This window comes from Streptomyces sp. L-9-10, from assembly GCF_004151105.1.
Taxonomy (GTDB): domain Bacteria; phylum Actinomycetota; class Actinomycetes; order Streptomycetales; family Streptomycetaceae; genus Streptomyces.
The window spans coordinates 1-18,605 of the sequence record NZ_PHRF01000035.1 but is presented as its reverse complement, the minus strand read 5'-3'; the positions used below and the strand labels follow the sequence as shown (position 1 = coordinate 18,605).

Sequence of the window (18,605 nt, the reverse complement as noted above, 5' to 3'; positions counted from 1 at the left end):
GGACCCGCCGGTGGAAGTCTGGTGAGTGGGTCACAGCAGCCCCGCCGCCCGTGCCCAGGTGTACTTCGCGCCGAGCGCCGCGACCGGCTTCTCGGTGGTGTACGGATAGGCCACCACTCCGCGCTCGAAGAGGTACTGACACGCTTCCTCGACCTCGATGTCGCCCGCGAGGGACGCCACCACCGGCTTGTGGACGCCCTTCGCCCGGAACTCCGCGACCACCCGGGCCGTTAGTTCAGCGAAGGCCATCGGCGGGGTGACGATCGTGTGCCAGTAGCCCAGCACCAGCGCGTGGATCCGCGGGTCCTGAAGGCCGAGCCTGATCGTCGCCTCGTACGTGGCCGGCGGCTCGCCCCCGGTGATGTCCACCGGGTTGCCCGCCGCGCCGAAGGGCGGGATGTACGCGCGGAACGCCTTGTCCAGATCCGGCGGGATCTCCATCAGCCGCATGCCGTTGTCGACGACGGCGTCGGAGAGCAGTACGCCCGAGCCGCCCGCGCCGGTGATGATGACGACGTTGTCGCCCAGCGGAGTGGGGAGCACGGGCAGCGCCCGCGCGTACTCCAGCATCTCGTTCAGGCCCGGCGCCCGGATGACACCCGCCTGCCGCAGCACATCGTCGTACACGGCGTCGTCACCGGCGAGCGCGCCGGTGTGCGAGCCCGCCGCCCTGGCACCGGCCGCCGTACGCCCGGCCTTGAGGACCACGACCGGCTTCTTCGGCACGGTCGCGCGCGCCGCCGCCACGAAGGCCCGGCCGTCCTTCAGGTCCTCCAGGTGCATGGCGACACACTCGGTGTTCGGGTCCTCGCCGAACCAGGTCAGCAGATCGTCCTCGTCGAGGTCCGACTTGTTGCCGAGGCCGACGATCGCCGAGACACCCGTCCTGGTGCTCCTGGCGAAGCCGAGGATGGCCATCCCGATGCCGCCGGACTGTGAGGTCAGCGCCACGCCGCCGCGAACGTCGTACGGGGTGCAGAAGGTGGCGCAGAGATCGTGCCAGGTGGAGTAGTAGCCGTAGATGTTCGGCCCCAGCAGCCGTACGCCGTACTCCTCGCCGATCGCCACGATCCGCGCCTGGAGTTCGTGCTCGCCGGTCTCGGCGAAGCCGGAGGGGATCAGGACGGCGTTCGGGATGCCCCGGCGGCCGGCCTCTTCCAGGGCCGCCGGCACCGACTCCGCGGGGATCGCGAAGACCGCCACATCGGGCTGGCCCGGAACGTCCATCACGCTCTTGTATGCCTTACGGCCGAGTATGTCATCGGCCTTGGGGTTCACCGGATGGATCTCTCCCGTAAATCCCCCGTCGATCAGGTTCCGCATGACCGAGTTGCCGATCTTGCCCGGCTCGCCCGAGGCCCCGATCACCGTCACCGAGGCGGGCTTCATCAGCCGGCGCATCGAGACGAGGATCTCCTCGCGGGTGTACGTACGACGCCTGACCGGTGCCTCGTCCGCGAGCAGGATCCGCACGTCCGCCGCCATCACCCCGCTCGCCGAGGCGAACACCGGGTTGAGGTCGACCTCCGCGATCTCCGGGAAGTCGGCCGCGAGCCGCGACACCCTGACCACCAGATCGGCGAGCGCGTCCCGGTCCACGGCCGCGCCGCCGCGCACCCCGCGCAGGATCTCCGCCGCGCGGATCCCGTCGAGCATCGACAGCGCCTCGTCCCTGGACGCCGGCGCGAGCCGGAACGTGACGTCCTTGAGGACCTCCACCAGGATGCCGCCGAGACCGAACGCCACGATCGGACCGAAGGTCGGGTCGGTGACCGTCCCGACGAGCACTTCGGTGCCGGACGGAACCATCTGCTGCACCTGTACGCCGAGGATCCGCGCCTGCGGGTCGTACGCCCGCGCGTTGGAGACGATCCCGGTGAACGCCCCGCGTACCTCCGCCGTCGAGCGCAGACCGGTCCGTACGCCGCCCGCCTCCGTCTTGTGCGTGATCTGCGGCGAGACGATCTTCAGCGCGACCGGGAAACCGATCCGGTCGGCGAGGGCCACCGCCTCGTCGGCGCACTCGGCCAGCCCCTCCGCCGGGGTGGGGATGGCGTACGCGTCGGTGACGGTCTTGCCCTCGGGCGCGGTCAGTGCCGTGCGTCCCTCGGCCAGCGCGGCGTCCAGGACGGCGCGCACGGCCTTCTGGCACTCCTCAGTGGTGTCCACCGCTAGATGACTCCGTCCGTTTTGAGCAGGCGCAGTTCCTCGGCGTCGAGCCCCAGCTCGCCGACGTACACCTCTTCGTTGTGCTCACCGAGAAGGGGTGAAGTGACCACGTCGACAGGGGAGTCGGAGAGCTTCAGCGGATTGCCGACCGTGGTGAACGTGCCGCGCTGGGGGTGCGGGACCTCGACGACCATCTCGTTGGCCGCCAGGGAGGCGTCCTCGATGATCTCCTTGGTGGAGAGGATCGGTCCGCACGGGATGTTGTGGGCGTTGAGCTTCTCCAGCACCTCCCACTTGGGGATCGTGCTCGTCCACTCCTCGATGAGCTGGAACATCTTGCCGAGCTTGGGCAGCCGGGCCTCCGGGGTCGCCCACTCGGGGTCGTCCGCCAGCTCGGGCCGGCCCATCAGCTCGGTGACCGGCCGCCAGCCGACCGGCTGGACGATCACATACACATAGTCGTTGGGGCCGCCCGGCGCGCATCTGACGGCCCAGCCGGGCTGTCCGCCGCCGCTCGCGTTGCCGCTGCGCGGCACGTCGTCGCCGAAGTCCTCGTTGGGGTACTCCGCGAGCGGTCCGTGCGCCAGCCGCTGCTGGTCGCGGAGCTTGACGCGGCAGAGGTTGAGCACGGCGTGCTGCATCGCGACATTGACACGCTGGCCGCGTCCGGTGTGCTCACGCTGGAAGAGCGCGGCGAGTATGCCGGCGACGGCGTGGATGCCGGTGCCCGAGTCGCCTATCTGCGCGCCGGTGGCGAGCGGGGGCCCGTCCTCGAACCCCGTGGTGGTCATCGAGCCGCCCATGGCCTGCGCGACGACCTCGTACGCCTTGAAGTTGGTGTACGGACCCTCGCCGAAGCCCTTGATGGAGGCGTAGACGATCCGCGGGTTGATCTCCTGGATGCGTTCCCAGGTGAACCCCATACGGTCCACGGCGCCGGGGCCGAAGTTCTCCACCATGACATCGGAGCGGCGGATCAGCTCGGTGAGGATCTCCTTGCCGCGCCCGGTCTTGGTGTTGAGGGTGACGGACCGCTTGTTGCAGTTGAGCATCGTGAAGTACAGCGAGTCGACATCGGGGATGTCGCGCAGCTGCTTACGGGTGATGTCGCCGGTCGGAGCCTCGACCTTCAGCACGTCCGCGCCGAGCCAGCCGAGCAACTGGGTGGCGGAGGGGCCGGACTGAACATGCGTCATGTCCAGTACCCGTACGCCGGACAGTGCCTTGGCCGACGCGGTGGTCCGAGGGGTCTCAAGAGCCTGGGGCATGGAGGGGCTCCTCTTCTTGTACCTGGTCTGGTCCATGGGTACGGGGGCGTGCGCTTCGGTCGGCATGAGGAGGCCCCTGTCCCTTCGCATAGGGGAGGGCTGTCGCCCTCTCGGTACATTGCATACAGTCGACGAATACTGTATGAAGCTTGTTATCCCGCATCCAGTGGATGGTGTCCAGGGGGCGTGCGGCACTTTCGTCAAAAAGGGAGCCGGCATGGATCTGTACGAGCACCAAGCAAGGGAACTCTTCGCGGACCATGGCATCGCGGTGCCGGAGGCCGAAGTGGTGGAGCTGGCGAGGGAGGCCCGGTTCGCCGCGGAACGGCTCGGTGGCCGGGTGGTCGTCAAGGCCCAGGTGAAGACCGGAGGCCGGGGCAAAGCGGGCGGAGTGAAGCTCGCGATCGACCCGGCGGCAGCCGAATTGACAGCCCGTCAGATCCTTGGCATGACCATCAAGGGCCACGTCGTCAGGAAGGTGATGCTCGCTCAACCAGTGCATATCGCATCGGAGTTCTACGTCTCCTACGTCCTCGACCGGGCAGCGGGCACCTTCCTCGCGATCGCCTCGGCCGAGGGCGGCATGGAGATCGAGGAGATCGCGCACAGCCGCCCGGAGGCGGTTGCGCGGATCCCCGTGGACCCCGCGGAAGGGGTCACGGAAGCAAAGGCGGCGGAGATCGCGAAGGCCGCTCAGCTACCGCCCGAGACCGTCCCCGTACTCCAGGCTCTGTGGCGGGTGATGGTCCGGGAGGACGCCCTTCTGGTCGAAGTCAACCCATTGGTCCGTACCGAAGATGGGCTGATTCTCGCCCTCGACGGCAAAATCACACTTGACGACAACGCTCGCTTCCGCCAATCGCGTTGGGGCGACCGTGAGAGCGACGAACACGCCGACCCGCTGGAAGCCACCGCGGCGGCCAAGGGGCTCAACTACGTGAAGCTCGACGGCGAGGTGGGCGTCATCGGCAACGGCGCCGGCCTCGTCATGTCCACCCTCGACGTGGTCGCCGGCTGCGGCGCGCGCCCCGCCAACTTCCTCGACATCGGGGGAGGGGCGTCCGCCCAGGTGATGGCGGACGGCCTGTCCGTCATCCTCTCCGACCCGGCGGTCACGTCCGTGTTCGTGAACGTCTTCGGCGGCATCACGGCCTGCGACGCCGTCGCCGAGGGCATCGTCCAGGCCCTGGACTCCGTGCGGCTGACCAAGCCGCTCGTGGTGCGCCTCGACGGCAACAACGCGGCCCGTGGCCGCGCGATCCTCGCGGACCGCGCGCATCCACTCGTGGAACAGGTCACCACCATGGACGGGGCGGCCCGGCAGGCCGCCGTACTGGCGAATGTCGGATAGGCGTCGGACAGACGCCGGACAAGGGAGCGACAGACCATGGCGATCTTCCTGACCAAGGAGAGCAAGGTCCTCGTCCAGGGCATGACCGGCGGCGAGGGCATGAAACACACCCGGCGGATGCTCGCCGCCGGGACCGACATCGTCGGCGGCGTCAACCCGCGCAAGGCGGGCCGCACCGTCGAGTTCGACGTCTCCGACGGTCCCGAGGGCCGGGGAGGCGCACCCCGGGTCGTCCCCGTCTTCGGCTCGGTGGGCGAGGGCATGGCGGCGACGGGCGCGGACGTCACCGTCGTCTTCGTACCGCCGCCGTTCGCCAAGGCCGCGGTCATCGAGGCCGTGGACGCCGGGATCGGGCTCGCCGTCGTGATCACCGAGGGCATCCCCGTCCATGACGCCGTCGCCTTCCAGGCGTACGCCAGGGAGCGCGGCACCAGGATCGTCGGCCCCAACTGTCCCGGACTGATCAGCCCCGGGCAGTCCAACGCCGGCATCATCCCGGCGGACATCGCCGCCGAGCCCGGCCGGATCGGACTCGTCTCCAAGTCCGGCACCCTGACCTACCAGCTCATGTACGAGCTGCGGGAGACCGGCTTCTCCTCTGCGGTCGGCATCGGCGGCGACCCCGTCGTGGGCACCACCCATATCGACTGCCTCGCCGCCTTCGAGAACGACCCGGACACAGAACTGATCGTTCTCATCGGGGAGATCGGCGGCGACGCGGAGGAACGCGCGGCGGCCTACATAGCCGAGCGCGTCACCAAGCCGGTCATCGGCTACATCGCCGGATTCACCGCGCCGGAAGGCAAGACGATGGGACACGCCGGCGCGATCGTCTCCGGTTCCTCCGGCACCGCGGAGGCCAAGAAGAAGGCATTGGAGGCGGTCGGCGTGCGGGTCGGCTCGACCCCCTCGGAGACCGCGCGGCTGGTGCTCGACCACCTCGCGACGTCACGTGACGTCGCTCATAATTGAAGGGAGTGTGTGCCTCCCCCCATCCGGTTCACGATTCACTTCGGACGAGAGCCGAGCCATGCAACTCCCGCCCCTCTAGAGCGGAGACCCTCAATGGCACCCACCCTCACCACACCCCACCTGATACTCAAGCCGGGCACAGCCTGGTCGGACGCCTGGGCGCGCTGCCTCGCGGTGGCCCCCGAGGCGTTCGAGGACGACCGTGTGCGCAACCTCTGGGCCGCCGCCTGGCAGTCCGACGGCCGTGCGGTGCCCGCCACCAGCCCGGTCGACGGCAGCCCCATCGCGGGCCCGCCCCGACTCGACTCCGAAACCGCCCAGCAGGCGGTGCGCGCCTGCCTGGACGCCCACCGCGCCTGGCGCGATGTCCCGCTGGCCGAGCGCAAGGCCCGTGTGACGGCCACGCTCGACGCGCTCACCGAACACCGTGAACTGCTCGCCCTCCTCCTCGTCTGGGAGATCGGCAAGCCGTGGCGGCTCGCCCAGGCCGACGTCGATCGCGCGATCGACGGTGTGCGCTGGTACGTGGACGGTGTCGAACCGATGCTGGCGGACAGGACCCCGCTGGCGGGCCCCGTCTCCAACATCGCCAGCTGGAACTATCCGATGTCCGTCCTGATCCACGCGATGCTGGTGCAGGCCCTGGCCGGCAACGCGGTGATCGCCAAGGCGCCGACCGACGGGGGAGTGGCCTGTCTGACCCTGGCCTGCGCGCTCGCCGTCCGCGAGGGCATCCCCCTCACGCTGGTCAGCGGCAGCGGCGGCGAACTCTCCGAGGCGCTCGTGCGCGCGCCCGAGATCGGCTGCGTCTCCTTCGTCGGAGGCCGCGACACCGGCGCCAGGATCGCCACCGCAGTCGCTGACCTGGGCAAACGGCATATCCTCGAACAGGAGGGCCTGAACACCTGGGGCATCTGGAACTTCAGCGACTGGCCCTCACTGACCGGAGTCATCCCCAAACTCTTCGACTACGGCAAGCAGCGCTGCACGGCGTACCCGCGCTTCGTGGTCCAGCGCTCGCTCTTCGCGGACTTCCTGGCCGCGTATCTTCCCGCCGTACGCTCCATCCGCCTGGGTCACCCTCTTGCGGTCGAGCGCCCCGGCGACCCGCTCCCGGAACTGGACTTCGGACCGCTCATCAACGCGGCCAAGGCCAAGGAACTGAACGACCAGGTGTCCGAGGCGATCAGCCGCGGCGCCGTCCCGCTGCACCAGGGAGCACTGGAAGAAGGACTGTTCCTGCCCGGCCAGGACACCAGCGCCTATCTCCCGCCCGTCACACTGCTCAACCCGCCCCCGTCCTCGCCGCTGCACCACGCGGAACCCTTCGGCCCGGTCGACACCATCGTCCTGGTCGACACGGAGGCGGAACTGCTGGCCGCGATGAACGCCTCGAACGGCGCCCTCGTCGCGACCCTCTCCACCGACGACCCGGCCACCTACGCGCGGCTCTTCCCGCAGATCCGCGCTTTCAAGACCGGCCACGGCAAACCCCGCTCCCGCGGGGACCGCGACGAGCTCTTCGGCGGCTTCGGCCACTCCTGGCGCGGCGCGTTCGTCGGCGGTGAGCTGCTCGTACGAGCGGTGACGGACGGCCCCTCGGGAGAGCGCCCGCCGGGCAACTTCCCGGACTACCACCTGATGCCATAACCCCTACGGTGCCGAGCGCTCCCGGTCCCCCCGGCGGGGAGCGCTCGGCACCCCCTCCTCGCTCGGTTCCCCGTCGTGGCGACGGTCCGTGCCGGGTTGGCGACGTTCCGTACAGACCCCCTCGGGGCACCCCGCGCAGGGGGTCCGAGGCTCCGGAGGGTGGCCGGCCACGGAGCCCTGACCACCGGATATACGGGTGAGAGCCACCTCGATCCCCTGGTATCGTTGTCCTTGTCGCCGCGGATACACACTGCGGTGAGACCACTCGTCCGGGTGGCGGAATGGCAGACGCGCTAGCTTGAGGTGCTAGTGCCCTTTATCGGGCGTGGGGGTTCAAGTCCCCCCTCGGACACCAGCAGAGACCCCAGTTGATCTGGGGTTTTTCTGTTTCTCGGGCTGTGGCGTGACCAACCACGTGACCAACAGCCGGGCGAATCCCCAGGTCAGACCAGGGATGACAGGCCGAGTCGGCCCGCTCCGGAAGCGGCCAGCCGCCGCGCTCCGTCCTTACGTGAGTGCCCGTACCGGGCCATGGTGTAGCCCGGCGAATGGTGCCGGACGTTCGCGGAGACCTCTACGGGGTTCTCCCCGGCCTCCAGGTCGTTCGTGACCTTGCTGTGCCTCCAGTCGTGAATCCGGAAGTCCTCCGGCAGGTGCAGGCGCGTCCGGAGGGTGCGCCAGCGTGCCGAAACCTTCTCGGGGTCCTGCGGTCCGCCCGCCTCACTCCGGTACAGCTTGAAGCCGTCGCGGGCGAAGACGAGATCACTGTCCACCCACGCGGAGCCGAGCCGTTCCCGCTCCGCGTTCTGGCGTTCCCTCTGCCACTTCAGGACGTTCATCACGGACTGGTCCACGTAGATGACGGCGTTGTCGTCGCCGTCCTTGGTGAGCTTGCGCAGCCGGTAGGTGTTGCCCTCCTCGACCACGACCCAACCGAGTTCGATGGATCCCGCATCCCAGTTCACGAGGGACCACTTCATGCCGAGCGCCTCGCTGCGGCGCACGCCGGTAGCGGCGTACACGGTCCACAGCGGGGCGTCCCGAAGACAGTGGGGGGTCAGGCCCCCCGTCACAGGCCCGGTTGCCTATCCAGTAGCGCTCCCGCTTCCCTGTCGCCTTGTTGAAGTGCAGGGGCGTACGCACGCCCCAGGTGTTCGCTCTGCCCGTACGCGGAATCTCCACTGGAGTCCCGCCGAGCCCGTTGCCACGTTTGGCCACCCGGCTACTTCCCCCTTATCCTTCGCGGTTGCTATCGGGCGTCCTCGGCGGTCGTGCCGCCGGGTTGAATCCTCTTGAGGATGTTGTGGGCCTTGTCCGTGAGCTGGCCCCCGGCCTTGCCCTCGACCTTGGTCAGAAACCCGCGCTGGCGTGCGGCTCGGAGGTGCCCTTTGAGGGTGGCCTGTTTGGTTCCCGTGACCTGTTCAAGGTCCTGGATCGGGGCGCGTTGCCCGACCTCCACCACGCGGACGTAAACGGCGGAGAGGAACGCCAGGTACTCATCCGAGAGCCCCCGTGGCATCTGACGCAGGGTGGCGGACAGGTCATCCAGCGCGGGTTCTTTGCCTCCCGTGCGCTTTTGTACCGGCACATCGGTGAGAGCGCCTGAGACAGGCGCACAGGGGCGCAGTCAGGCGCTCACCTCGGAGTGCACCGGGACGGGCGGGCGCACTCCGGTGAGCGCCTCTGCACGGGCCACGAGGTGGGGTGCAAGGTCGGGGTACCAGCCACGGGCTACGGCTTGCAGCATCTCGGCCAGGGCTGCCAGTTCCCCGATTCGGCCGGCGGGGGTGTCGAGGACCGGCGCGAACTCCTTGCGGATGCGGGCGGCTACGTCGGGAACAAGCAGGCTGTTGGCGTGGAGGAGTCCCGCGTCGTAGCCGAAGGGCACCCGTCCCCATCGCTCCCAGTCCAGCAGGCACAGGGGTGCGGCGGTGAGGTTGCCCCAGTGCAGGTCACCGTGACCGGTCACCCGCTCCACCTTCGCGGGGGCCGGGACGCCGAGGAACTGGGGGAAGGCCCGTTCGATCCAGCCGTCCCGGACGGTGACCTTCACCCCCTCCGCTTCAGCGAGCAAGGCAAGGGCTTGGCGAAGGTCCGCCCACCACTCGTCGGGCAAGCCGGGGTCGTGGTCGATGTCGGCTCGGTCCGGGGACACGATGGGTTGCGTAACGTAGTCAAGGACTTCCGCCTCGAAAGCCCACTCCCCGTCAGTCCAGTCGTGCACCTCGTACAGGCGCGGGCGCGGGACAGCGTCGGGCACGAGCAGGGATGCCCCGAGGACACCCTCCCCCTGCTTCCTGCCCGCGTTGCGCTTCGCCGTCCTGCTCACCCGTAGCCACCGGTCACCCGCCCGCCGTCCAAGGGTGACGCCGAGGAACCCCCACGCCAGCGGACCCGAGCACGTCAGTCCCAGAGCTTTGGCAGCCCGGTCGTGGGCGGCCTCCATCAGGGTCTGCACGTCCTTATTCAGCGGCGAGTTCATCGGTCACCCTCCTCAGTTCCTGGGCTGTCAGCGGGGCAGCCAGAGCCTTTGCCGCATCGTCCCAGTGTTCGCGGGTGCTCGCGGAAGTGAGGACAACATCTAGGCCAGGGCACGAGCCAGCAGCCAGCAGGGCAGCGGCTGCGGGCGACAGGCCGGGGCGGATGAGGTTCACCAGTTCGGGTGTCATGGCATTGAGGAGTTCGCCACCGTGCAGGGGAGCGGAGCCGAACGTGATCAGCCCGGCGTCCTTCGCCTGCACGAGCGGCCCACCGCCGTTCAGGGACTGTGTGATGGGGTCATCCATGACCAGGCTCACGGGCATCTGCAAGCCCGTGAAGTGATGCTCGGCGGAACCGGCCGCCTGCCGGGCGAGCGCGAGCATCTCGGGAACACTGAACGCTCCGGAGCGCAAGCCCGACCATGTGGCGACGCCGTACCCGCCGATCCTGCCCGCGTGGGCGAACTCCTCCAGCGCGGTGAAGGCTTCCCTCACACGCCAGTGCAGAGCGGCACGGTCAAGGCCGTGCCCGTGGTGCTCGGGGTTATGCACGAACACCAGGTCCACGCGGCCGAGCGCGGCCAACGAGTGCTCCGTCTGCCAGCGAACGAAGTCCCGTTCAAGGCTGTGCCTACCGGCCGTCTCATCCCGGGTCAGCACACCCTCAGCGAGGGCGGTGCGGCCCTGCTCCGCTGTGAAGAACCCCGCCTTCGTGGCTACCCGTACGGTCGGGTACTCCCCGAGAACCGGGCGCAACTCCTCATGAGCCCGGCCATGGGCGTAGTTCGGTGCCGTGTCCACCCAGGGGCTACCGGCAGCCAGGGCGGTGCGTGCCGCCTGACTGACGGCACGCACGCGGTATGTCCCCAGGGAGAGAGCGGCGGTCACAGCGCGGTCCCCACGACTGCGACGGCATGGCCTTCGATGAGGGCGGAGACCAGTTCGGCCACGTCCTTGACCTCCAGTCCGGCGGAGTCGGCGAGTTCGCCGAGCGTGGTCGGCTGGTTGGTGAGCAGCGTGCCGAGCGCGGGCGCTGCGGACTCGGCGAAGTCCCACGCCGTACCGGCCGCCGAGAAGGTGACCGTGCCCTCTGCGCGGTTCGGCGTCAGGCGGCCCCTCGGAGTCGTGAGCTTGACGGTGATCTCCCTCCGCGCGGGGAGCCCGTCCACGTACGGCAGGGAAGGAATCGCGTGGCCCTGGTCGGTCGTGTCGATCGACTCCGCCCACCGCTCCACGAGGCGGGGGTCCGCCATCATGTCGGCCACCTCACGGCGTACGGCGTCGATGAAGTCCGACTGTTCCGCCGACGAGCCGAAGCGTGGAATGTCCCTGCGCGGCGCGAGGGACGCCCGAAGCTGATCCACGACCCAGAGCATCAGGTCAGCGCCCGTGTGCGGGACCATGCCGAACGTGAGGTGAAGGGATTCTGTCCCCTGGTCAGCGGTGACCGCGTGCCACCAACCGCGCGGCAGGTAGAGCACGTCACCCGGGGACAGAACGAGGTCAGCCACCGGGTCGCCCTCCGGCTCCTCCGGCGACTCCACGTCCCGAAAGGTGGGCGCCTCACGGGTCGTCCCCCACAGGCGCCACCGCTTCGAGCCGTGCAACTGGACCACGACGACATCATGGTCATCCCAGTGCCGGCCGAAGCCCTCCCGCTCGGTCCACGAGGCGTACACGTTGGCCTGCACGGAAGTCCCGAGGAAGCGCTCAAGCCCCTCCGCAGCCATCCCCACAGCGGGGTGGCTCTTCTCCACCGCGTCGAGGACCAGCGACGCCCCGTCCCTGAGCTGGGCGTGGAAGTCGGACGGCTGGATGCGGGACCAGGTGACCGCGCGGCGGTTCGTGGTGGGGATCGCATAGCGGTGCAGCGGGACCATCTCGCCGTCGACCGACAGGCGCAGCCGGGGCGGTTCCAGCCGTTGCGTGGCGATGATCCGGTTCAGGTCGTCCCAGGAGAACAGGCCCGCCGTGTCGGCGGCCCCGGGGAAGTGCGCGTAGGAGCGGTGGTACGTCTGGGCGAGGAACGTGTCCCCGCCCAGACGCCCCGCCCACGAGGCTGCATCAAGCAACGTGGGCGCTCCCGTCAGTCGTTGCCGTCGGAACGGCCACTGCTGACGTCAGACTCCTGCTCAGCGCGGGTGCGCGCGGCCATGATCTTCCGCTTCGCGACGAGCAGGCCACCCCCCTCGGGGGCTACCGAACCGGTGTTCTCTTCCACCATCGGACTACCTCTCTCTTCTCGGGGAACTCCCACCGGGAATCCGGCAGGAAGCAAAGGGGGACAGCGGCGAGCGCGGCCCCGCGTACCGGCCGAAGTGGCGCAACGCCCAGTCGGCAAGCCGCGCATCACGTCGTCTTCGGCTCCACCGCCACGGGCCGGAGAGCATTGGTGGACAACGAGCTGCGGCCCGTGCACCGAGGGCACCCGCACGGCGGGTACTTGGTCGGCGAACCGAGGATCACCGCATTGCGCGGCTCCACTTGCACCTCACGCACCGGGCCGTACGTTCGGCCGCCGTCGTGTGAGACCCGCAGAGTCATACGCCCGGTCACAAGCGCACCTCACCGTCAGGGCCGAACGTCTGCCGGTAGTCGAGCAACCGGCCCACGCCGTCGCGGTCTCGCTTCTCGTTTCGCTCGGTCGCTGCCATGGAGGAAATCATTGACCCAGAAAGCGGCAGCTGTGTAGTTCTTTCCCGTCATGGACTAAAGATCATGAACGGCAGGCAGTAGACCATGACATCAAAAGAGCCCTTGCTTCCTCATTGAAAAGTGCATAGCCCTCCAATGTGGAGAACAAGTCCAGATGCATTTCGATGTCTCTCGGGTCTCTCAGGATCACGACACCGGTCGTGTTCTCCACGGTGGCCAGCCTGTTGTCATAGACGGTGAAGGTATCCATCGGAGCCATAGGCTTATATCCCGCAATCGGGATCACCCCGAGCCTCACATTCGACAAGTGAGTGAGCGAGGCCAGCCGGTCAATCTGCATCGCCATTGCAGCCGGGGGCAGGAGTGGCCACCTGACGGCCTGCTCGGTGAGGATGAAGGTGAACCGCTTCGTCGTATCGTAAAGAACTTCCTGCCGCTCCAGCTTCCTCGCTACCGTCTTGGTGATGTCGGCCGGAGAATGGGCGAGGCTGGCCCGGATGTACTCAGGGGTGGACAGCAGGCCAGTAATCATGGACAGTAGAAAGAACCGGAACTCCGTACACGAGGATTCCAACGCGGCAAGCTCGGTCTGCTTTTTTTCCAGCCCTCTCCGGCGAAGCGAGCGAAGGTCTTGCCACTCGGTGTTAGCCAGTCTCGCGAGGGCAATCACCTCTTCGATGACCTCGGGCGGAGCAACGACAGCCCGGAGGATTCTCTCCAGGTCGAGCAGGCTCGGCAGGATTTTCCCATTCTCGATCCGGCTGATCTTCGATTGGGACATGTTGCAACGCCGAGCGAGCCGGTCCCCAGTGAGGCCGGCTCGCTTGCGCAGTTCTTTCAGCAGGGCTGCCAGTTCCTGTTTTGGCTGCCCCAACTGTTCAGGGTCGAACATCACCCGATCACGTACTCCAGGAATGGAACCGACTCGGCCACGGCGATCCGCTTCCACTGTCGGTACGGCTCCGGGTCACCTTCGCGCAGTTCCCGATTGATCTGTGTTCCGTCCGCCCGGTAATTCATCAGGACCACCTTGGACTCATCGAACATCCAAAAGTCCTGATCCGGCAGTCCGGGATTCTCGCGGTCGGTGAGGTCGAGGATACGGATATCCTCGCCCGCCTTGACGTGATGCCGGTAGTAATACTCGAACTCGAACCGCAGGTAATCCGAAAGCGGGCGCGTCACGACATGCACCCGGCCAACGCTCTTTCCTTCCGAGGCCCATTGCCGGACCTCGTCCATCCACGCCGAGGTGTAATCATACGGCGACTTCTCCCCGGCGAGAAAGCGCTTCAGCTTCTCCGCTTCCTGGGGCATGGTGTAGACGGGCAGCGTCTCCAGCCGCCACGCCTCCCGCTCCATGGAATCGAAGCAGTCATTCCACGCGTCACCATCCAAGTGCACGGAACGCCTCCCTGAGAACCGCCTCCGGGATTTCCACGAGCCCTTCCCCAGCAGGCGGGGTGAAGGCAGCGGACACGTCGCCCTGCACCACGAACGATCCGGTAGCCGTGCGGTACACGTTCGGACAGTCCTTCTCTCCGCACTCGCCGTTGCCGTTGCCCGTGAGCCGGGTGAGTGCCGAACGTTCGGCCATGCCAAACCCCCTTGCTCTGGCCCCGTTTGGGCGCCTGGCCAACGACAGTAGAGGGGGTGGCGCTACGCGTCTATGCGTGAACGCGACTATGCGTGTCCTTGCATAAACAGGTCCCCGACCGCGCCAGCCCACCCCGGTACGCGGTCACGTACGCGACCGTGCAGACTGGGCGTAGCCCCGTGGCGCCGTCCGGGAAGCCTGACCAGGGACGGACGCCTCGGAGGAGGGTTGGTCACATGACCAACGCGTGACCAACAGGGGCCCGAGAGGGCCTGAAACAGCAGGAAAGAACAGGAAAGAACAGGAGAAGCGCCCGCCGAAATGAAGCCTGTCAGCGGGCGTTTCCCCAGGTCAGATCGGTTGTGGGCTGGTGCCCGAGTGGAGAGTTCAAGTCCCCCCTCGGACACCATGGGCAGTTCACACAACTGCCGTGATCGGCTTCACAGAACTCCCAGCACGGATTCGTCCGGGCTGGGAGTTCTTTTGTGTTCGGAAGGCGAGGAAGGCGCCCTCGTCACCGGGCAGGCCGTCGATGCCCGCTTCCCCGCCGGAGGTCGGATAGCGGAGGACGAAGCCCGTATGTCTGCCTGGGTCGGCCTGGGGGCCATTTTCTTCCCAGGAAGATCGTGACTCTCCCGTCGATGCGGTGGACCTGGCACCGTGGAGGACATGAAGGGCGCGAAGAGGGCTAAAAGCCGCGAGCTTGCCGCGTTGCTGCGTGCTCGCCGCGGTGAGGTCTCTCCTCGACAACTCCTCACCATCGCCCAGGAACGCGACCAGTTCCTCGTGGTCATGCCCGCCTCCGACGAGGACAGCGGCCAACGGCTCAGGGCCCTGGGCACACCGTAAGCACGGGCATGGCACGACCATGCGCCACACCTCTGGAAGGAGGCCGAGGCGCGAGGACCCCCGAAACGCGCGGGGCCCGGCGCCTCCACCAGCCATGACCACCACACTCATCACCGGAGCCACCCGCGGGCTCGGCCTGGAGACCGCCCGCAGGCTGACCGCGGCCGGGCACACCGTCTACCTCGGCGCACGCGACCTGGAACGCGGCCAGGAAGCCGCGCGGCAGACCGGCGCCCGTGCGATACAACTCGACGTCACCGACGAGGAATCGGTGCGGGCCGCCGCGAAACTGGTCCGCGAGGAAGCCGGAACACTCGACGTCCTCATCAACAACGCGGGTATCTCCGGCGCTTGGAAGCTGGCCGGCGAGTACACCGCCCCCGACATGGAAACCGTCTACGCCACCAACGTGTTCGGCCTGGTCCGCGTCACCCACGCCTTCCTGCCTCTCCTGGAGGCCGGCGGCCACCCCGTCATCGTCAACGTCAGCAGCACCGGCGGATCCCTCACACGCAACGCCGACCCCACCAGTGTCGAGTACAAGATGCCCGTGCTGACCTACGCCTCCTCCAAGAGCGCCGTCAACATGATCACCGTCCAGTACGCCAACGCCTTCCCCCACATACGGATCAACGCCGTCAGCCCCGGGCTCACCGCAACCGATTTCTCCGATATCGCCAGCCCCGGGCCCACCCCCGTCGATTTCGGCGAACTGGGCATCCAGAGCGTCGAAGAGGGTGCCGAGATCATCATCCGTATGGCCACGATCGGGCCCGACGGCCCCACCGGAGGCTTCTTCGAAGCCGGCGGCCCCGCCCCCTGGTGACGTCGCAGACCCGACGCGGCATCGCCGGAACGGTGCGACCGGGCCGGGGCGACTTCCTGACCCGGAGACCACACGCGCGAGCCGAATGGCGGGCGTCAGTTCTCGGTGTCGAGGCGGATGTGTTCGATGTCCTCGTCCAGGAAGGTGATCAGGTCCTGGGCCTCGGCGCGAACGGCTTCCTGTTCCTGGGCCGTGAGGGGGCGCAGGGGGCTGATGCGGAGGCGGTGGTCGCGCGTGGTCCAGGTGGCGGTGACGCGTCCGTCGACGAGGACGGTGCGGTGGCCCGCGACGGAGAGACCGAGGTGGGCGGCGTCGATGATGCGGCTGCGGTCGTGGTAGCCGAGGATGGCGTTGTCGAAGGCCGGGAGGAACCGGACGGGGGCGGGGGTGTCCGGGTGGGGGCGGGGTGCGTCCGGCAGGTCGAGCAGTTCGCGGCCGCGTTCGTCACGGAAGACGACGAGTTCGTCCCGGACGGCTTTGACGGCGGAGGGAAGGCCGGCGAGGCCGCACCAGGCACGGAGGTCCGCGGTGGCGGCGGGCCCGTAGGCGGCGAGATAGCGGCGCAGCAACTGCTGCCCGACGGGATCGGTGTCGTCGGCGGGCAGGGGGGCGATGTCCCGTTCCAGCCAGGTGCCCAACGGCAGGTTGCGTACGCCGGCGGTCCGGTGCCACAGGCCGCGCGGCGGGAGTTGGGCCATGGGGATGAGGGCCGCGATGAGCAGCTCGCCCAGGGCGCGGCGCGGTGGGCCGGGCCAGCGGTCTTCGAGGGCCTGTACGAGCTCGGTCATGGTGCGGGGCCGCCGGTCGGCCATGACCGCGCGGCCGGCGGCGGCGACCTCGTCCATGTCGATGCCGGCCAGTTCGCGCCGGTAGGTTCCCAGCACCCGCCCGCGCAGCATGGTGTCGTGGCGGGCTCGCCAGGCGAGCGCGTCGTCGGCGGTGACGAGGTGGACGGTACGGCGCATCAGGTGGGTGCGCACCACCGTGCGGCCGGTCAGCGCGTCGTCCAGTTGTCCGGGCTTGAAGTCGGACAGACGGGACCACAGCCCGGTGAAGGGTTCCTGAGGCTCCTGCGCCTGGAGGCCGCACAGGTGGGCCACCGCCTCCGCCACGGATGTGTCGCCGCGCTTGAGCAGGTGCTGGCGGGCGAGGGTGGCGCGGTTGAGGGCACGCGCGTCGAGCACCGTCATGGTCCGTCCCGGCTTCCGCATGCGCACGGTGACCCGTTTCCTTCCGTTTCTGTACGTGTCCGGTGCCCGCGACCCAGGGGACCAGGGGCGATGCCTCCCGAAGGGCTCGAATACCACCATGGCAGAGGTAGCGGACAGGGTGTGTCCTGTACTGCGGGGAGGTTCCGCCCGGCTGTTCGGCGAAGGTGCGGGGGCCGGGCCTCGCCGGTGACCGGCCACCGTTTGTCCACCACTCCAGCCCTGGAACGCCCGCCGGATCAGAGGCGTTTCGCGCTGCGGAGCGCGCTCGCGTAATAGCCGTGCCCGTCCAGGCGGGAGGTGCCTCCCTCGTCGCCCATCGTCGGACCGTTCACCTCCTTCCTGCTCGACAGGAACATCTGGTTCCCGTCGGTGTCCGGGCCCAGGTATATGCCGGTGTGGTCCAGGCGGGATGCCGTCCGCGCGTCGGTCTTGAAGAAGACCAGGTCGCCGGGTTGGAGCTCGCTGATGGACTCCGGGCGCTCGTAACGCGGCGCGGGGCCCGACAAGTTGATGATGTCCACGCCCACCGCGGAGCGCGCCATGCCGTTGGCGGTGCGCGGCAGTCCGTCGCCGGTGCCGTCGGCCGCCGCCAGCGGATAGCGGCCCCGGTAGCCGAACACGGTCCGGATGAAGCCCGAGCAGTCGATCGCGCGGTAGCGCGCGGGCTGCGGCTGCTTGGTGGTGCCGTCGCGGAAGGTGTACGGGATGCCCAAGTAGTCGTAGAAGTCGGACTCTTCGAGGCGCTGGCCCTCGCCCGGGCCGATGTCCGGGGCGAGCGGACCGTAGTCGGCGTCGCCCGCGTACGGGACGTCCTCGTCGTCCTTCCTGACCGGCGCGCCCTCGACGTACTGGAACGCGATCGCGAAGAGGTCGTCCCGCTCGCTGCCGTAGTACTCCTTGAACCAGTCCTTGAACCACTGTTCCTTCTCGGCGCCCTTCGCCCACGCCTCCGGCATCAGCCGCACCCAGTTCTCGGTGACCACCCGGGACGACGTGTTGGCCGGCTCGTCGAAGGTACGGCTGGGACCGGTGAGCGTGGCCGTACGGGCGCCGTCGGTGAAGGTGGCGAGTATGCCGCCGATGCCGATCCGCAGCACCGAGCGGTCCGGGTTCCTCAGCCGCTCCCAGTGCTGTTCCCCGGCGGTCCTGGCGGACCCCGACCTCAGGTGGGGGATGTCGGTGATGGCCTGGACGGCGGGCAGCTTCGCCTGTTCGTCCTTGCGGAGTTCGACGGTGAGATATGCGCTGCCTGCCAGCAGCGCCAGTACGGTCACGCCGTGCAGCACGGGACGGCCGCGCTTGGACTTGGCACTCATGAGGATTCTGCTCCGTGTGTGGGGGGTTCAGGCGGAGGGGGGCGCCGAGCGGGAGGCCCGCGGTCAGGACGGCACAGACCGTGCGTGCGACAGCGCCGGTGGTCCTGGTGTGCTGTCGGCGAGGGCGGGCGGCGCGCCTTCGCGCCTGCGCTGCTCCTGGAGTTGCTGGCGCAGCAGTTCCAGGGAGCGTGCGATGGCCCCGACCTCGTCGTGGTGGCGCGGGTAGAGGACGGTGCGGCGGTCGCCGTCGGCCAGCGTCTC

19 protein-coding genes and 1 tRNA gene are annotated in these 18,605 nt (G+C 68.5%); 6 read left to right on the top strand and 14 right to left on the bottom strand.

Annotation, left to right across the window (positions count from 1 at the left end; genetic code table 11):
• Positions 1-30: 30 nt before the first annotated feature.
• Complete coding sequence (locus tag CU044_RS09395) at positions 31-2,169, bottom strand: acetate--CoA ligase family protein (protein ID WP_165371833.1); 2,139 nt, start codon at positions 2,167-2,169, stop codon at positions 31-33.
• Between the two features lie 2 nt (positions 2,170-2,171).
• Positions 2,172-3,437, bottom strand: coding sequence for a formyl-CoA transferase (gene frc, locus CU044_RS09390; protein WP_129768028.1), 1,266 nt, complete (start codon positions 3,435-3,437; stop codon positions 2,172-2,174).
• 217 nt (positions 3,438-3,654) lie between these two features.
• Here frc and sucC point away from each other — a divergent pair, with 217 nt between their 5' ends.
• The 4 genes from sucC (at position 3,655) to CU044_RS09370 (ending at position 7,765) form a co-directional block, all read left to right on the top strand.
• Complete coding sequence (gene sucC / locus CU044_RS09385) at positions 3,655-4,788, top strand: ADP-forming succinate--CoA ligase subunit beta (protein ID WP_129768027.1); 1,134 nt, start codon at positions 3,655-3,657, stop codon at positions 4,786-4,788.
• A 36-nt stretch (positions 4,789-4,824) separates the two neighbouring features.
• Complete coding sequence (gene sucD, locus CU044_RS09380; RefSeq protein ID WP_129768026.1) at positions 4,825-5,760, top strand: succinate--CoA ligase subunit alpha; 936 nt, start codon at positions 4,825-4,827, stop codon at positions 5,758-5,760.
• Positions 5,761-5,853: 93 nt separating this feature from the next.
• The gene (locus CU044_RS09375; RefSeq protein WP_129768025.1) at positions 5,854-7,410 is read left to right on the top strand and encodes an aldehyde dehydrogenase family protein; all 1,557 of its coding nucleotides are present in this window, start codon (positions 5,854-5,856) and stop codon (positions 7,408-7,410) included.
• A 267-nt stretch (positions 7,411-7,677) separates the two neighbouring features.
• A tRNA-Leu gene (locus CU044_RS09370) sits at positions 7,678-7,765 on the top strand.
• 88 nt (positions 7,766-7,853) lie between these two features.
• Here the strand turns inward: CU044_RS09370 and CU044_RS09360 are convergent.
• From CU044_RS09360 to CU044_RS09320, 9 genes are all read right to left on the bottom strand, one after another.
• A complete protein-coding gene (locus tag CU044_RS09360; RefSeq protein ID WP_165371832.1) occupies positions 7,854-8,432 on the bottom strand; it encodes a tyrosine-type recombinase/integrase in 579 nt (192 codons plus the stop codon).
• A gap of 227 nt (positions 8,433-8,659) precedes the next feature.
• The gene (locus CU044_RS09355) at positions 8,660-8,998 is read right to left on the bottom strand and encodes a hypothetical protein (protein WP_129768023.1); all 339 of its coding nucleotides are present in this window, start codon (positions 8,996-8,998) and stop codon (positions 8,660-8,662) included.
• Positions 8,999-9,037: 39 nt separating this feature from the next.
• Complete coding sequence (locus tag CU044_RS09350; RefSeq protein WP_129768022.1) at positions 9,038-9,892, bottom strand: hypothetical protein; 855 nt, start codon at positions 9,890-9,892, stop codon at positions 9,038-9,040.
• Positions 9,873-10,778: an aldo/keto reductase gene (locus CU044_RS09345; RefSeq protein ID WP_129768021.1), complete on the bottom strand. Its 906-nt coding sequence runs from the start codon at positions 10,776-10,778 to the stop codon at positions 9,873-9,875. Before CU044_RS09345 ends, CU044_RS09350 begins: the two co-directional genes overlap by 20 nt.
• A complete protein-coding gene (locus tag CU044_RS09340) occupies positions 10,775-11,962 on the bottom strand; it encodes a cupin domain-containing protein (protein WP_129768020.1) in 1,188 nt (395 codons plus the stop codon). Before CU044_RS09340 ends, CU044_RS09345 begins: the two co-directional genes overlap by 4 nt.
• 14 nt (positions 11,963-11,976) lie before the next feature.
• Positions 11,977-12,114: a hypothetical protein gene (locus CU044_RS38440; RefSeq protein WP_165371831.1), complete on the bottom strand. Its 138-nt coding sequence runs from the start codon at positions 12,112-12,114 to the stop codon at positions 11,977-11,979.
• Between the two features lie 492 nt (positions 12,115-12,606).
• Positions 12,607-13,440, bottom strand: coding sequence for a helix-turn-helix transcriptional regulator (locus tag CU044_RS09330; RefSeq protein ID WP_129768019.1), 834 nt, complete (start codon positions 13,438-13,440; stop codon positions 12,607-12,609).
• Positions 13,437-13,949, bottom strand: coding sequence for a DUF6879 family protein (locus CU044_RS09325; protein ID WP_193563916.1), 513 nt, complete (start codon positions 13,947-13,949; stop codon positions 13,437-13,439). The genes CU044_RS09330 and CU044_RS09325 overlap by 4 nt, the downstream gene beginning before the upstream one ends.
• Positions 13,933-14,142: a hypothetical protein gene (locus tag CU044_RS09320; protein ID WP_129768018.1), complete on the bottom strand. Its 210-nt coding sequence runs from the start codon at positions 14,140-14,142 to the stop codon at positions 13,933-13,935. Before CU044_RS09320 ends, CU044_RS09325 begins: the two co-directional genes overlap by 17 nt.
• A 669-nt stretch (positions 14,143-14,811) precedes the next feature.
• Here CU044_RS09320 and CU044_RS38435 point away from each other — a divergent pair.
• A complete protein-coding gene (locus CU044_RS38435; protein ID WP_165371830.1) occupies positions 14,812-14,991 on the top strand; it encodes a hypothetical protein in 180 nt (59 codons plus the stop codon).
• Between the two features lie 94 nt (positions 14,992-15,085).
• Complete coding sequence (locus CU044_RS09310; RefSeq protein WP_129768016.1) at positions 15,086-15,817, top strand: SDR family NAD(P)-dependent oxidoreductase; 732 nt, start codon at positions 15,086-15,088, stop codon at positions 15,815-15,817.
• Between the two features lie 95 nt (positions 15,818-15,912).
• On the opposite strand, the gene CU044_RS09305 is transcribed toward CU044_RS09310, so the two are convergent.
• From CU044_RS09305 to CU044_RS09295, 3 genes are all read right to left on the bottom strand, one after another.
• The gene (locus CU044_RS09305; protein ID WP_129768212.1) at positions 15,913-17,007 is read right to left on the bottom strand and encodes a winged helix DNA-binding domain-containing protein; all 1,095 of its coding nucleotides are present in this window, start codon (positions 17,005-17,007) and stop codon (positions 15,913-15,915) included.
• Between the two features lie 257 nt (positions 17,008-17,264).
• Positions 17,265-18,344 (bottom strand): NlpC/P60 family protein, encoded by a 1,080-nt coding sequence (locus CU044_RS09300; protein ID WP_129768015.1) that lies wholly within the window; start codon positions 18,342-18,344, stop codon positions 17,265-17,267.
• A 63-nt stretch (positions 18,345-18,407) separates the two neighbouring features.
• Positions 18,408-18,605 (bottom strand): hypothetical protein (locus tag CU044_RS09295; RefSeq protein ID WP_129768014.1); only part of this gene is annotated, 198 nt, incomplete at its 5' end.